The sequence below is a fragment of the Streptomyces sp. MAI_2237 genome (assembly GCF_054189285.1).
The window spans coordinates 2664823-2679379 of sequence record NZ_JAJPGQ010000003.1; the positions used below are offsets into that span (position 1 = coordinate 2664823).

Below are 14557 nucleotides of genomic sequence, written 5' to 3' on the forward strand. Positions count from 1 at the left end.
CCGCGCCGCCACCGGAAGCCGCACCGCGTCGGAAGCCGCGCCTCTACGGGAGTCCGCACCTTCGTCGTAAGCCACACCTCCAGCAGAGCCCGTGCCCCCCGCCGGAAGCCGTGCCTCCACCGCAATCCGCGCTCCCGCGCCTCCGCCAGAGCCCGCGCCCCCGTGGGAGTCCGCACCCCTGTCGGAGCCGCGCTTCCACCGGCATCCGCACCCTCGTCGGAACCGCACCTCCACCCAAGTCCGCCCCTCGTCGCAGAAGCGCTCCGCCACCACAAGGCCGCCATAGGAAGGGACCCCCGCGTGAGCTTCGGCCCGCCGCCATCGATGTCCACGTCCCCCGCGCCGCCCGCGCAGCCCCCCGCTCCCAAGCGCCGCGTCAGGTGGCCCCTGGCCCTGCTCGCGCTCGTCCTGGTCGCGGCCCTCGGCACGGGCGGCTGGTTCCTGTGGGGTTCAGGCACGGGCGCTACGAAGTCCACGGGCACCCCGGCCGCCGCGCAGGGCCCCCTCGACCTCCGGGAGACCGTCGAGAAGAAGCCCGCGAACCCCACCGGAAAGATGGCCTTCCGCTTCTCCGTGGACGACATGAGCCCCGGTGAGCACTACGAGCTGCCCGGCATGTGGGCCACCGACAAGATCCTCGCCAAGGGCATCCACAAGACCGTCCTCGGCCTGCGCATCGGCGACGACGCCTCTCCCGGCGACGAGAAGTGGAAGCTCCCCCTCGACGGCCCGATCTGCGGCTACACCCGCCGCGTCACCGGCGACCACCGCACGGCCGTCCTCTTCCGGGCCAACGACCGCGGCAACGCCTACTGCAACCACGTGGCCTTCTTCGACCTCGACGACGGCCGGGAGATCTGGGACGCCGACTTCCCCGTCTCCCAGCTCGGTGACGGCCACGGCGTGGCGACCGGCGGCGACGAGCAGGACACCCCGAGCGTGACCCTCGTGCACGGCACGGTCGTCGTGACGTGGGGCGGCGGCACGGACGCGTACCGCATGAAGGACGGCACGCGCGCGTGGGGGACGACGGTGAACGGCGCCTGCCAGGACATGGGCGCCGCCGGCGGAGGCGCGCTGCTGGTGCGCGAGCAGTGCTGGAACGACAAGGCGCCCGCCGACTCCACGGACGCCACCACCTACAAGGCGCGCAAGGTCGATCCGAAGACCGGCGAGACCCTGTGGACGTACTCCGCCGCCAAGGGCGTCCGCGACCTGAACATCCCCTCCGCCGAACCGCCCGTCCTCGCCGTCCAGGCCGGCGAGATCGGCATCTCCGAGATCCTCTCCCTCGACGGCCGCGGCAGGACGCGGGCGGTGATCCGCCTGCAGAACGGCACGTACGTGGGCGAGTGCTCGTACGACGACTACCTGTCCACCGAGGACTGCCCGACCATCGCCGTCGGCGCCGGTCAGGTCTTCCTGCGCAGCAAGGACTCGGGCGAGCTGATCAACTCCAACTGGATCATCGGCTTCGACCTGGCGACCGGGAAGACCACCAGGAAGTTCGACTCCGGCCCCGGCTCGCTGCTGTACCCCGCACGGATGAGCGGCGACCGGCTCCTCGCCGTCCGCGTGACCGACCAGCACGTCATGCCCACGGGACTGGTCGCCCTGAACCCGAGGACCGGTGGGGAGACCCCCTACCTCTACTTCGACCTCCCCCAGGAGGCCGACTTCATGACGACCACGGAGTACAACGACATCGTCGTCCAGGACGGCCGCATCTTCTTCGGCGTCAAGAAGGTCGACGGACCCGCCAAGGGGCAGCCACGATGGGTCTACCTCGTCCTCGGAGTCGAGAGCCTGGCGGTGCGCTAGGGCCCCGGCCGGACCGGCCCCGGCCGCCTGGTACGCTGTGTGACGGCCGTTTGTGTACGCGTCCCCGGTTCGTCCGGAGACTGCGCTCAACGGATCCCGCCTCCCGAGTCACGGAAGCCCCCCTGAGAAGCAGACCAGGGGCACTCGGCGGCAACCACAGATCACGAGGAGTACGAGTGTCGCTCGACGCCGCTACGAAGAAGCAGATCATCAGCGAGTTCGGCCAGAAGGAGGGCGACACCGGCTCCCCCGAGGTCCAGGTCGCCATGCTCTCGCGCCGCATCTCCGACCTGACCGAGCACCTCAAGACCCACAAGCACGACCACCACTCCCGTCGTGGTCTGCTCATCCTGGTCGGTCAGCGTCGTCGCCTGCTGCAGTACCTGGCCAAGAAGGACATCCAGCGTTTCCGTACGCTGGTCGACCGCCTCGGCATCCGCCGCGGTGCGGCGGGCGCCAAGTAGTACGCCATGAAGGGAGCGGTTCCCGAAACGATCGGGGATCGCTCCCTTTGCCGTACGTACGGAAACCTTTGCCGTACGTACGGAAACGTGCGCAGTGTCACACCCGCTTTGTAGTGTGGTAGCACAGCGCAATGCCGCACACGCGGTATGCACGAGGAGAAGTGCACCTCGCCGCCGCCGGTCCTCGGTAGTGGCCCCCGGGCGATGCGAACCCCGGGTGCTTCGATCGAAGACCGGCCCGCACCAGAAGGAGCGCTTCTCCGCTCACGTCCCCCCGCCACACGGGCGGACGGGACAAAAGACGAAAAGTAACGGAGAAAACGCTAGTGGAGAACGAGACCCACTACGCCGAAGCCGTCATCGACAACGGCTCCTTCGGCACCCGCACCATCCGCTTCGAGACGGGCCGCCTGGCCAAGCAGGCCGCCGGCTCCGCCGTGGCCTACCTGGACGACGACACCATGGTGCTGTCGGCCACCACCGCCTCCAAGAACCCCAAGGACCAGCTCGACTTCTTCCCCCTCACGGTGGACGTCGAGGAGCGGATGTACGCCGCCGGCAAGATCCCCGGCAGCTTCTTCCGCCGTGAGGGCCGTCCCTCCGAGGACGCCATCCTCACCTGCCGTCTGATCGACCGCCCGCTGCGCCCGTCCTTCAAGAAGGGCCTGCGCAACGAGATCCAGGTCGTCTGCACGATCATGGCCCTCAACCCCGACCACCTGTACGACGTCGTGGCGATCAACGCCGCCTCCGCGTCCACGCAGCTGGCCGGTCTGCCCTTCTCCGGCCCGATCGGCGGCGTCCGCGTCGCGCTGATCAACGGCCAGTGGGTGGCCTTCCCGACGCACACCGAGCTCGAGGACGCCGTCTTCGACATGGTCGTCGCGGGCCGCACCCTGGAGGACGGCGACGTCGCGATCATGATGGTCGAGGCCGAGGCCACCGAGAAGACCATCCAGCTGGTCAAGGGCGGCGCCGAGGCCCCGACCGAGGAGGTCGTCGCCGCCGGTCTCGAGGCCGCGAAGCCCTTCATCAAGGTGCTGTGCAAGGCGCAGTCCGACCTCGCCGCCAAGGCCGCCAAGCCGGTCGGCGAGTTCCCGATCTTCCTGGACTACCAGGACGACGTCCTCGAGGCCCTCACCGCCGCCGTCAAGCCGGAGCTCGCCTCCGCGCTGACCATCGCCGGCAAGCAGGAGCGCGAGGCCGAGCTGGACCGCGTCAAGGCGCTCGCCGCCGAGAAGCTCCTGCCGGAGTTCGAAGGTCGCGAGAAGGAGATCTCCGCCGCGTACCGCTCGCTGACCAAGACCCTGGTCCGTGAGCGCGTCATCAAGGAGAAGAAGCGCATCGACGGCCGCGGTGTCACCGACATCCGCACCCTGGCCGCCGAGGTCGAGGCCATCCCGCGCGTGCACGGCTCCGCGGTGTTCGAGCGTGGCGAGACCCAGATCCTGGGCGTCACCACCCTGAACATGCTCCGTATGGAGCAGCAGCTGGACACCCTTTCGCCGGTGACCCGCAAGCGCTACATGCACAACTACAACTTCCCGCCGTACTCCACCGGCGAGACCGGCCGCGTCGGCTCCCCGAAGCGCCGCGAGATCGGCCACGGCGCCCTCGCCGAGCGCGCCCTCGTCCCGGTCCTGCCGACGCGCGAGGAGTTCCCCTACGCGATCCGCCAGGTCTCCGAGGCGCTGAGCTCCAACGGCTCGACGTCCATGGGCTCGGTCTGCGCCTCCACCATGTCGCTGCTGAACGCCGGTGTGCCGCTGAAGGCCCCCGTCGCCGGTATCGCCATGGGCCTGATCTCCCAGGAGATCGAGGGCGAGACGCACTACGTCACCCTCACCGACATCCTCGGTGCGGAGGACGCCTTCGGCGACATGGACTTCAAGGTCGCCGGCACCAAGGAGTTCGTGACCGCCCTCCAGCTCGACACCAAGCTGGACGGCATCCCGGCCTCCGTCCTGGCCGCGGCCCTGAAGCAGGCCCGTGACGCCCGCCTCCACATCCTCGACGTGATGATGGAAGCGATCGACACGCCGGACGAGATGTCCCCCAACGCCCCGCGGATCATCACCGTGAAGATCCCCGTGGACAAGATCGGTGAGGTCATCGGCCCCAAGGGCAAGATGATCAACCAGATCCAGGAGGACACCGGCGCCGAGATCACCATCGAGGACGACGGCACCATCTACATCGGTGCCCAGGTCGGCTCGCAGGCCGAGGCGGCCCGCGCGACGATCAACTCGATCGCCAACCCGACCATGCCGGAGGTCGGCGAGCGCTACCTGGGCACCGTCGTGAAGACGACGACCTTCGGTGCGTTCGTGTCGCTGCTCCCGGGCAAGGACGGTCTGCTGCACATCTCGCAGATCCGCAAGCTCGCCGGCGGCAAGCGCGTGGAGAACGTCGAGGACGTGCTCGGCGTGGGCTCCAAGGTCCAGGTCGAGATCGCCGAGATCGACTCCCGCGGCAAGCTCTCCCTCGTCCCCGTGATCGAGGGCGAAGGCGACGAAGAGAAGAAGGACGACACCGACCAGTGACGTCGAGCAGCGCCACGGCGACGGCCCGCACCTCTTCGGAGGCGCGGGCCGTCGCCCGTACCCAAACCCTGATCAAGGGCGAGAACGGCATCGGCACCGTCCGCAAGACGACCCTGCCCGGTGGCCTGCGCATCGTCACCGAGACCCTGCCCTCGGTCCGTTCCGCGACCTTCGGCATCTGGGCGCACGTGGGCTCCCGCGACGAGACGCCGGCCCTGAACGGCGCCACGCACTACCTGGAGCACCTCCTCTTCAAGGGGACGCAGCGCCGGTCGGCCCTGGACATCTCCGCCGCCCTCGACGCGGTCGGCGGCGAGATGAACGCGTTCACGGCGAAGGAGTACACGTGCTACTACGCGCGCGTGCTCGACGCCGACCTGCCGCTCGCCATAGACGTCGTCTGCGACATGCTGACCGGCTCCCTGATCCGCGAGGAGGACGTCAACGTCGAGCGCGGCGCGATCCTCGAAGAGATCGCCATGACCGAGGACGACCCGGGCGACTGCGTGCACGACCTGTTCGCGCACACGATGTTCGGCGACAACCCCCTCGGCCGCCCGGTCCTCGGCACGGTCGACACGGTCAACGCCCTCACCGCCGACCGCATCCGCCGCTTCTACAAGAAGCACTACGACCCGACCCACCTCGTGGTCGCGGCCGCCGGCAACATCGACCACAACAAGGTCGTACGACAGGTCCGGGTCGCCTTCGAGAAGGCCGGCGCCTTCAGGAACGCGGAGGCCACGCCCATCGCCCCGCGCGAGGGCCGGCGTGCCCTGCGCACCGCGGGCCGCGTCGAACTGCTCGGCCGCAAGACGGAGCAGGCCCACGTGGTCCTGGGCATGCCGGGTCTGCCGCGCACCGACGACCGCCGCTGGGCGCTCGGCGTGCTGAACACGGCGCTGGGCGGCGGCATGTCCTCCCGCCTGTTCCAGGAGGTCCGCGAGAAGCGCGGCCTGGCCTACAGCGTGTACTCGTACACCTCGGGCTTCGCCGACTGCGGCCTGTTCGGCGTCTACGCCGGCTGCCGGCCCTCGCAGGTCCACGACGTGCTGAAGATCTGCCGCGACGAGCTCGACCAGGTCGCCGAGCACGGTCTGTCCGACGACGAGATCGGCCGGGCCATCGGCCAGCTGCGCGGTTCGACCGTCCTGGGCCTGGAGGACACGGGCGCGCTGATGAACCGCATCGGCAAGAGCGAGCTGTGCTGGGGAGAGCAGATGTCGGTCGACGACATGCTCGCCCGGATAGCGTCGGTGACCCCGGACGACGTCCGCTCGGTCGCCCGCGACATCCTGGGACAGCGGCCGTCCCTGTCGGTCATCGGCCCGCTCAAGGACAAGCAGGCGTCCCGGCTGCACGAAGCCGTGGCCTGACATCCGTCTTCGGTAACTGCGTGAGGAAGCGAAAGAGATGAGCAAGCTGCGCGTGGCGGTCCTCGGTGCCAAGGGCCGCATCGGCTCGGAGGCGGTTCGGGCCGTCGAGGCCGCCGAGGACCTGGAGCTGGTCGCCGCCCTCGGCCGGGGCGACACGCTGGAGACCCTCGCCGGGACCGGCGCCCAGGTCGCCGTCGAACTGACCACCCCGGACTCGGTCATGGCCAACCTCGAGTACTGCCTGGGCCACGGCATCCACGCGGTGGTCGGTACGACGGGCTGGACCGACGAGCGCCTCGCGCAGCTGAAGACCTGGCTGGCCGCCTCCCCGGAGACGGGCGTCCTCATCGCGCCCAACTTCTCCATCGGTGCCGTGCTCAACATGAAGTTCGCGCAGATCGCCGCGCCGTACTTCGAGTCGGTCGAGGTCGTCGAGCTGCACCACCCGAGGAAGGTCGACGCGCCGTCGGGCACCGCCACCCGCACCGCCCAGCTCATCGCCGAGGCCCGCGCGCAGGCCGGCACGGCCCCGGCGCCGGACGCCACGCAGACCGCCCTGGAGGGCGCGCGCGGCGCCGACGTCGACGGCATCCCCGTCCACTCGATCCGCCTGCGCGGACTGCTCGCCCACCAGGAGGTCCTGCTCGGCGGCGAGGGCGAGACGCTGACGATCCGTCACGACTCCCTGCACCACAGCAGCTTCATGCCCGGCATCCTGCTCGGCGTGCGCCGCGTGGTGACCACTCCCGGCCTCACCTTCGGCCTGGAACACTTCCTCGATCTGAACTGAGCCCCGACGTCATGCGCGCGAAGATCTCCTACGTCATAACGGCCGCCGTCCTGGTCTTCTACTTCGTCCTGGTCGGCAGCCGCGGCGTCATGCTCATCCAGGCCGGCACGGCCGTGACCGTCACCTTCGGCGTCGCGGTGCTGATCCTTCCGGTGATCGGCCTGTGGTTCCTGTGGAAGAACACCCGGTTCGTCCGCAGGGCCAACGCCCTCGCCGCCGAACTCGACGCCGAAGGCGGCCTGCCCGTCGACGAGTTGAGGCGGACGCCCGGCGGGCGGATCGACCGTGACTCGGCGGACGAGGTCTTCGCCAAGCGCAAGGCCGAGACGGAGGCGGCCCCCGACGACTGGCGCAGCTGGTTCCGCCTCGCCGTCGCCTACCACGACGCCCGCGACACCCCACGGGCACGCAAGGCGATGCAACGCGCGATCGCGCTGCACGACGGCAGGACCATCGAGCCCTAGCTCCGTCCATGCCGAAGGGGCCGGTCCGCAGCAAGCGGACCGGCCCCTTCGGCGTACGTCTGCCGGGTCAGTCCCGCCGGTTCTCCGCCGCCCAGGCCTCGACGGTGTCCGCCGCCCGGTCGAACGACCCCGGCCGCGCCAGGAAGTCGGCGTTGTGGGTGGTCAGCAGCACCGGAAGGTCCTGGGCCTCCCGGTCCGAGCGGACGAGGATCAGCGCCTGCCCCTGCACCGTGCGCGGCAGCCCCAGCCAGCGCACCGGCTGCTGCACCGTCCGCACGTCGGCGATCTGCGCCCAGGGCGTCGTACGCGTACCGAAGTAGCGGACGTGGCGCAGACCGTGCGGGCTCACCCACACGCCCACACGCAGCAGCCGCAGCGCGCCGAGGATGACGACCAGCGCGACGCCGAGGATCACCGCGGCCTCGGACACCGATCCCGTGAGGCCGATGAGGACCGCCGCGAACAGCACGAACGAGGCGAGCAGCAGCCACAGGGCCGCCGCGCCGACGCGCCACGGCCCGGGGCGGTACGGGCGCCGCCAACGGTCGCGGTCCTCGTAGGGCAGTGCGATGTCCTCGGCGGTCTCGAAAGCACGGTCGGCCGTCAGGAAGGGCAGGGGCACGGCTGGTCCTCACTCGCTCCATGCGTGGGCTGTGCCCGGTGAGGCTATCCGCCTGTGTCCCCGCTCACCACCTTCGGGGGTCTGGATGGAGTCAGTGCCCCTGGGACGCCTGTGACTGCTGAGCCGGAGTGGAGGGGGGCGTGGACAGGGCCGGCATCCCGAGGACCAGGGAGCCCACCAGCCCGGCGACGATGGTCAGCCCCAGCAGCCAGCGCCCGGCCATCTGGCCTGCGGACGCCCGTTGACGGGGCGGGGGAGTGACGTTGCTGCGGAACCTGTCGGCCTCGGCGACGAAGGCGAACGGGACGGGTTCGCTGGGGGCACCTCCCAGTGGTAGCTGGGGGAGGAACATGGGGTGCGCCTCCTTCTGGACACGGCTGCGGTGTCGAACGGGTGACTGTCGTCTACACAGACGGCCGAGTGCCCCAAAAGGTGCCCGCTTCCGCCGAATTCACAGAAATTCGCCGACGATGTCGCGAAAAAGGTGGCCGGGTCGCTCCCCACGACCGTGCGGGGAGCGACCCGGCCACCTCGGGTCCGCTCAAGGAGGAGGGCGGGAAGGGTCAGACCTTCCGCCAGCCCGGGACCCAGGCCCCGTCCTCGACGGTGTAGTCGCCGAAGAGCGCCGGAGCCTCCTTCATCATCAGCTCGCCCACCTTGCCGAAGATGAGGCGGATCTCCTCCTCCGCCCCCGCCGCCGTACGGTTCTCGATCACATGGCGCAGGGTGCGCACGTTCGCGCTCCAGACCAGCCCGGTGCCCAGCCCCTCGGGCGCGAACCGCCGCATGAAGGAGGTCTTCGCCTTCTTCTCGGAGAAGGGCACCCCCTCCTCGTCCAGTCCGAAGTGGTCGGCCATCCAGCGCTGGAAGGCCTCCATCTCCTTCAGCAGCCCGTTGGCGCGGGACATCAGCTCCACGTCCTGCTGCGCCCACTCGGGGAACCAGAACGGCAGGTCGTCCAGCCGCACGAAGCGCAGGGACTCCTGGGAGACGGCCACGCCCGCGCGGTGGCGCACCAGTTCGTGGGTGGCCACGCGGCTGACGTTGTGCAGGATGAAGTTGAAGGTGACGTGCTCCAGGACCGACCCGTGGGCGCTGGCCAGGATGTTCTGCAGGTACTTCTCCTGGTCCGCGCGGATGCGCGTCACGTTGGGGTTGAGTCCGGGCTCCCAGGAGCGGTAGCAGATGCGGCCGGCGAACTCCGCGAGGTTCTGTGCGTCGTCCAGCTCACCGCGGTCGATGCGCTCCAGCCACTTCTCCCCACCGACATCCTTGAGGTACGCCGCGATCTCGTCGTAGTCGAGGGCGGGGCGACCAATGAGATGCACCTGTGGTTCGACCGCGTGCATGTGATCACTCCAGTTCACAACGGGGCAGAGGGGGGTAATCCTCCCATGCTGGCACCCCCGCTTCTGGCGGCGGGCCGGGCAGCGGCCGGGCCGCTCAGGGATGGGGTCTCATCGTAGGCACACGGACAGGCCGCCCCTCCGAGCGGGACATCTGTACGGATCACGCTCAGAGGTGTCCGTATTGCGGCTTTTGGAGAAGTTCATCTAGCCTGATCAAACGGACCCGGTACTGCTTGAACCCCCGAGCAGGCAGTACCGGGCTCCGCATTTGTCCTGACTTATCCCGTACCCCAAGGGCAGACCTCGCATTGAGCACCGAGTAGCGTGTTCCCCATGGCTCCGACCTCGACTCCGCAGACCCCCTTCGGGCGGGTCCTCACCGCCATGGTCACGCCCTTCACGGCGGACGGCGCACTCGACCTCGACGGCGCGCAGCGGCTCGCCGCTCATCTGGTGGACGCAGGCAACGACGGCCTGATCATCAACGGCACCACCGGCGAGTCCCCCACCACCAGCGACGCGGAGAAATCGGACCTCGTACGGGCGGTCCTCGAGGCCGTCGGCGACCGGGCCCACGTGGTCGCCGGCGTCGGCACGAACGACACCCACCACAGCATCGAACTCGCCCGCGAGGCCCAGCGCGTCGGAGCCCACGGCCTCCTGGTCGTCACCCCTTACTACAACAAGCCCCCGCAGGAGGGCCTGTACCGGCACTTCACGGCCGTCGCCGACGCCGCCGAACTGCCGGTCATGCTCTACGACATCCCGGGCCGCAGCGGAGTCCCGATCAACACCGAGACGCTGGTCCGGCTCGCCGAGCACCCGCGCATCGTCGCCAACAAGGACGCCAAGGGCGATCTGGGCCGCGCCAGCTGGGCCATCGCGCGCTCCGGTCTCGCCTGGTACTCCGGCGACGACATGCTGAACCTCCCGCTGCTGTCCGTCGGCGCGGTCGGCTTCGTCTCGGTCGTCGGCCATGTCGTCACCCCCGACCTGCGCGCCCTCGTGGACGCCTTCGTCTCGGGCGACGTACACAAGGCCACCGAGATCCACCAGAAGCTGCTCCCGGTCTACACGGGCATGTTCCGCACCCAGGGCGTCATGACGACGAAGGCCGCCCTCGCCCTCCAGGGTCTCCCGGCCGGCCCCCTGCGCGCCCCCATGGTGGAGTGCACGCCGGAAGAGATCGAGCAGCTCAAGATCGATCTTGCCGCGGGCGGGGTACAGCTCTAACACCAGACTTGGCACCACCGGGCTTCACAACTGAACAGGCAGGGCCATCGCGCGCCTGCACCCCACAACGACAACTGCTACACGCACGAACGTCATGCGCGCCACGTGCCTATCGGTACGTGGCGTGCGTGGTGAGGAGAGTCTTTTGAGTCATCCGCATCCTGAACTCGGCCGGCCCCCGGCGCTTCCCGAGGGCGGACTCCGGGTCACCGCACTCGGCGGTCTCGGTGAGATCGGCCGAAACATGACGGTCTTCGAGTACGGCGGCCGCCTGCTGATCGTCGACTGCGGAGTGCTCTTCCCCGAGGAGGAGCAGCCCGGAATCGACCTGATCCTGCCGGACTTCACGTCCGTCAGGGACCGCCTCGACGACATCGAGGGCATCGTCCTGACGCACGGCCACGAGGACCACATCGGCGGCGTCCCCTTCCTCCTGCGGGAGAAGCCGGACATCCCGCTGATCGGCTCCAAGCTGACCCTCGCCCTGATCGAGGCCAAGCTCCAGGAGCACCGCATCCGCCCGTACACCCTCGAGGTGGCGGAGGGGAACCGCGAACGCGTCGGCCCCTTCGACTGCGAGTTCATCGCGGTCAACCACTCCATCCCGGACGCGCTCGCGGTCGCCATCCGCACCCCGGCCGGCATGGTCGTCCACACCGGCGACTTCAAGATGGACCAGCTCCCGCTGGACAACCGCCTCACGGATCTGCACGCGTTCGCCCGCCTGAGCGAGGAGGGCATCGACCTCCTCCTGTCGGACTCCACGAACGCCGAGGTCCCGGGCTTCACCCCGCACGAGCGGGACATCTCCAACGTCCTGCGCCAGGTCTTCGCGAGCGCCCGCAAGCGGATCATCGTGGCGAGCTTCGCCAGCCATGTCCACCGCATCCAGCAGATTCTGGACGCGGCCCACGAGTACGGCCGCCGGGTCGCCTTCGTCGGCCGCTCGATGGTCCGCAACATGGGCATCGCCCGCGACCTCGGCTATCTGAAGGTCCCGCCGGGCCTGGTGGTCGACGTCAAGACGCTCGATGACCTCCCGGACCACGAGGTGGTCCTGGTCTGCACGGGCTCGCAGGGCGAACCGATGGCGGCGCTGTCCAGGATGGCCAACCGCGACCACCAGATCCGGATCGTCGACGGCGACACGGTGATCCTCGCCTCCTCGCTGATCCCGGGCAACGAGAACGCGGTCTACCGCGTGATCAACGGACTGACCCGCTGGGGCGCCAACGTCATCCACAAGGGCAACGCCAAGGTGCACGTCTCGGGCCACGCGTCCGCCGGCGAGCTCCTGTACTTCTACAACATCTGCCGCCCGAAGAACCTGATGCCGGTGCACGGCGAATGGCGCCATCTGCGGGCCAACGCCGAGCTGGGCGCGCTGACCGGAGTCCCGCACGACCGGATCGTCATCGCCGAGGACGGCGTCGTCGTCGACCTCGTCGAAGGCAAGGCCAAGATCTCGGGCAAGGTCCAGGCGGGGTACGTCTACGTCGACGGCCTGTCGGTCGGTGACGTGGGCGAGCCGGCCCTGAAGGACCGGAAGATCCTGGGCGACGAGGGCATCATCTCGGTCTTCGTCGTCGTGGACTCCTCCACCGGCAAGATCACGGGCGGCCCGCACATCCAGGCCCGGGGCTCGGGCATCGAGGACTCCGCCTTCGGTGACGTGATCCCGAAGATCGCAGAGGTCCTCGAACGCTCGGCCCAGGACGGCGTCGTGGAGCCGCACCAGCTGCAGCAACTCATCCGCCGGACCCTCGGCAAGTGGGTCTCCGACACGTATCGACGCAGGCCGATGATCCTGCCGGTCGTGGTGGAGGTCTGACACCTCGTCGGGTCCGAACTGGGAGCGGGGCGCCTCGATTTGCATCCGGGCGCCCCGCTCCAGTACGTTTACGGCTCCGCCAGCAAGGGAAGGCCCGGACGCTTCACGCGTCGGGAGCAGACCCGGAGGGGCGGGGAAACCGACTCAGAACTTCTGATAAAGTCGGATCCGCCGGAAAGGAAACCGCGAAACAAAAGCGGGAACCTGGAAAGCACCGAGGAAATCGGATCGGAAAACGGTCTGATAGAGTCGGAAACGCAAGACCGAAGGGAAGCCCGGAGGAAAGCCCGAGAGGGTGAGTACAAAGGAAGCGACCGTTCCTTGAGAACTCAACAGCGTGCCAAAAGTCAACGCCAGATATGTTGATACCCCGACACCGGGATTTCCTGGTGGCGAGGTTCCTTTGAAGAAAACACAGCGAGGACGCTGTGAACGGTCGGGCCTATTCCGCCTGACTGTTCCGCTCTCGTGGTGTCGACCGGATTACCGGTAAACATTCACGGAGAGTTTGATCCTGGCTCAGGACGAACGCTGGCGGCGTGCTTAACACATGCAAGTCGAACGATGAACCACTTCGGTGGGGATTAGTGGCGAACGGGTGAGTAACACGTGGGCAATCTGCCCTTCACTCTGGGACAAGCCCTGGAAACGGGGTCTAATACCGGATAACACTCTCGCAGGCATCTGTGAGGGTTGAAAGCTCCGGCGGTGAAGGATGAGCCCGCGGCCTATCAGCTTGTTGGTGAGGTAATGGCTCACCAAGGCGACGACGGGTAGCCGGCCTGAGAGGGCGACCGGCCACACTGGGACTGAGACACGGCCCAGACTCCTACGGGAGGCAGCAGTGGGGAATATTGCACAATGGGCGAAAGCCTGATGCAGCGACGCCGCGTGAGGGATGACGGCCTTCGGGTTGTAAACCTCTTTCAGCAGGGAAGAAGCGAAAGTGACGGTACCTGCAGAAGAAGCGCCGGCTAACTACGTGCCAGCAGCCGCGGTAATACGTAGGGCGCAAGCGTTGTCCGGAATTATTGGGCGTAAAGAGCTCGTAGGCGGCTTGTCACGTCGATTGTGAAAGCCCGAGGCTTAACCTCGGGTCTGCAGTCGATACGGGCTAGCTAGAGTGTGGTAGGGGAGATCGGAATTCCTGGTGTAGCGGTGAAATGCGCAGATATCAGGAGGAACACCGGTGGCGAAGGCGGATCTCTGGGCCATTACTGACGCTGAGGAGCGAAAGCGTGGGGAGCGAACAGGATTAGATACCCTGGTAGTCCACGCCGTAAACGGTGGGAACTAGGTGTTGGCGACATTCCACGTCGTCGGTGCCGCAGCTAACGCATTAAGTTCCCCGCCTGGGGAGTACGGCCGCAAGGCTAAAACTCAAAGGAATTGACGGGGGCCCGCACAAGCGGCGGAGCATGTGGCTTAATTCGACGCAACGCGAAGAACCTTACCAAGGCTTGACATACACCGGAAACGTCTGGAGACAGGCGCCCCCTTGTGGTCGGTGTACAGGTGGTGCATGGCTGTCGTCAGCTCGTGTCGTGAGATGTTGGGTTAAGTCCCGCAACGAGCGCAACCCTTGTTCTGTGTTGCCAGCATGCCCTTCGGGGTGATGGGGACTCACAGGAGACCGCCGGGGTCAACTCGGAGGAAGGTGGGGACGACGTCAAGTCATCATGCCCCTTATGTCTTGGGCTGCACACGTGCTACAATGGCCGGTACAATGAGCTGCGATACCGTGAGGTGGAGCGAATCTCAAAAAGCCGGTCTCAGTTCGGATTGGGGTCTGCAACTCGACCCCATGAAGTCGGAGTCGCTAGTAATCGCAGATCAGCATTGCTGCGGTGAATACGTTCCCGGGCCTTGTACACACCGCCCGTCACGTCACGAAAGTCGGTAACACCCGAAGCCGGTGGCCCAACCCCTTGTGGGAGGGAGCTGTCGAAGGTGGGACTGGCGATTGGGACGAAGTCGTAACAAGGTAGCCGTACCGGAAGGTGCGGCTGGATCACCTCCTTTCTAAGGAGCACTTCTTACCGAGTTCGCTCGGTCAGAGGCCAG

At 67.8% G+C, this 14557-nt stretch carries 11 protein-coding genes and 1 rRNA gene; 9 read left to right on the plus strand and 3 right to left on the minus strand.

The window, feature by feature from the left end:
• Positions 1-324 precede the first annotated feature (324 nt).
• The 6 genes from LN251_RS22770 to LN251_RS22795 all read left to right on the plus strand — a co-directional run bounded on the left by LN251_RS22770 (position 325) and on the right by LN251_RS22795 (position 7458).
• Entirely contained in the window at positions 325-1821 is a 1497-nt protein-coding gene (locus LN251_RS22770) for an outer membrane protein assembly factor BamB family protein (RefSeq protein WP_458245998.1), read from the plus strand.
• Between the two features lie 176 nt (positions 1822-1997).
• A complete protein-coding gene (rpsO, locus tag LN251_RS22775) occupies positions 1998-2285 on the plus strand; it encodes a 30S ribosomal protein S15 (RefSeq protein ID WP_028802543.1) in 288 nt (95 codons plus the stop codon).
• A gap of 326 nt (positions 2286-2611) precedes the next feature.
• Positions 2612-4828 (plus strand): polyribonucleotide nucleotidyltransferase, encoded by a 2217-nt coding sequence (locus tag LN251_RS22780; RefSeq protein ID WP_458245999.1) that lies wholly within the window; start codon positions 2612-2614, stop codon positions 4826-4828.
• The gene (locus LN251_RS22785; RefSeq protein WP_458246000.1) at positions 4825-6204 is read left to right on the plus strand and encodes a M16 family metallopeptidase; all 1380 of its coding nucleotides are present in this window, start codon (positions 4825-4827) and stop codon (positions 6202-6204) included. Before LN251_RS22780 ends, LN251_RS22785 begins: the two co-directional genes overlap by 4 nt.
• Before the next feature lie 37 nt (positions 6205-6241).
• Positions 6242-6994, plus strand: coding sequence for a 4-hydroxy-tetrahydrodipicolinate reductase (dapB, locus tag LN251_RS22790; RefSeq protein WP_458246001.1), 753 nt, complete (start codon positions 6242-6244; stop codon positions 6992-6994).
• An 11-nt stretch (positions 6995-7005) separates the two neighbouring features.
• Complete coding sequence (locus LN251_RS22795; RefSeq protein WP_249839496.1) at positions 7006-7458, plus strand: tetratricopeptide repeat protein; 453 nt, start codon at positions 7006-7008, stop codon at positions 7456-7458.
• 67 nt (positions 7459-7525) lie between these two features.
• Here LN251_RS22795 and LN251_RS22800 read toward each other — a convergent pair whose 3' ends face one another.
• The 3 genes from LN251_RS22800 to thyX all read right to left on the minus strand — a co-directional run bounded on the left by LN251_RS22800 (position 7526) and on the right by thyX (position 9429).
• Positions 7526-8080, minus strand: coding sequence for a PH domain-containing protein (locus LN251_RS22800; protein ID WP_458246002.1), 555 nt, complete (start codon positions 8078-8080; stop codon positions 7526-7528).
• A 91-nt stretch (positions 8081-8171) separates the two neighbouring features.
• Complete coding sequence (locus tag LN251_RS22805; RefSeq protein WP_458246003.1) at positions 8172-8432, minus strand: hypothetical protein; 261 nt, start codon at positions 8430-8432, stop codon at positions 8172-8174.
• A 211-nt stretch (positions 8433-8643) separates the two neighbouring features.
• Entirely contained in the window at positions 8644-9429 is a 786-nt protein-coding gene (gene thyX / locus LN251_RS22810) for an FAD-dependent thymidylate synthase (RefSeq protein WP_458246004.1), read from the minus strand.
• A gap of 333 nt (positions 9430-9762) precedes the next feature.
• Between thyX and dapA the strand changes: the two genes are divergently transcribed.
• The 3 genes from dapA (at position 9763) to LN251_RS22825 (ending at position 14515) form a co-directional block, all read left to right on the plus strand.
• A complete protein-coding gene (gene dapA, locus LN251_RS22815) occupies positions 9763-10662 on the plus strand; it encodes a 4-hydroxy-tetrahydrodipicolinate synthase (protein ID WP_362995240.1) in 900 nt (299 codons plus the stop codon).
• Between the two features lie 145 nt (positions 10663-10807).
• The gene (locus tag LN251_RS22820; RefSeq protein WP_458246005.1) at positions 10808-12493 is read left to right on the plus strand and encodes a ribonuclease J; all 1686 of its coding nucleotides are present in this window, start codon (positions 10808-10810) and stop codon (positions 12491-12493) included.
• Positions 12494-12989: 496 nt separating this feature from the next.
• Positions 12990-14515 (plus strand): 16S ribosomal RNA (locus LN251_RS22825).
• Positions 14516-14557 lie beyond the last annotated feature (42 nt).

What these genes read in the sequence shown, in the direction of transcription:
- dapB (WP_458246001.1), top strand. Translation starts at nt 6,242, where the DNA reads ATGAGCAAGCTGCGCGTGGCGGTCCTCGGTGCCAAGGGCCGCATCGGC.
- thyX (WP_458246004.1), bottom strand. Translation starts at nt 9,429, where the DNA reads ATGCACGCGGTCGAACCACAGGTGCATCTCATTGGTCGCCCCGCCCTC.
- LN251_RS22805 (WP_458246003.1), bottom strand. Translation starts at nt 8,432, where the DNA reads ATGTTCCTCCCCCAGCTACCACTGGGAGGTGCCCCCAGCGAACCCGTC.
- LN251_RS22770 (WP_458245998.1), top strand. Translation starts at nt 325, where the DNA reads ATGTCCACGTCCCCCGCGCCGCCCGCGCAGCCCCCCGCTCCCAAGCGC.
- dapA (WP_362995240.1), top strand. Translation starts at nt 9,763, where the DNA reads ATGGCTCCGACCTCGACTCCGCAGACCCCCTTCGGGCGGGTCCTCACC.
- LN251_RS22795 (WP_249839496.1), top strand. Translation starts at nt 7,006, where the DNA reads ATGCGCGCGAAGATCTCCTACGTCATAACGGCCGCCGTCCTGGTCTTC.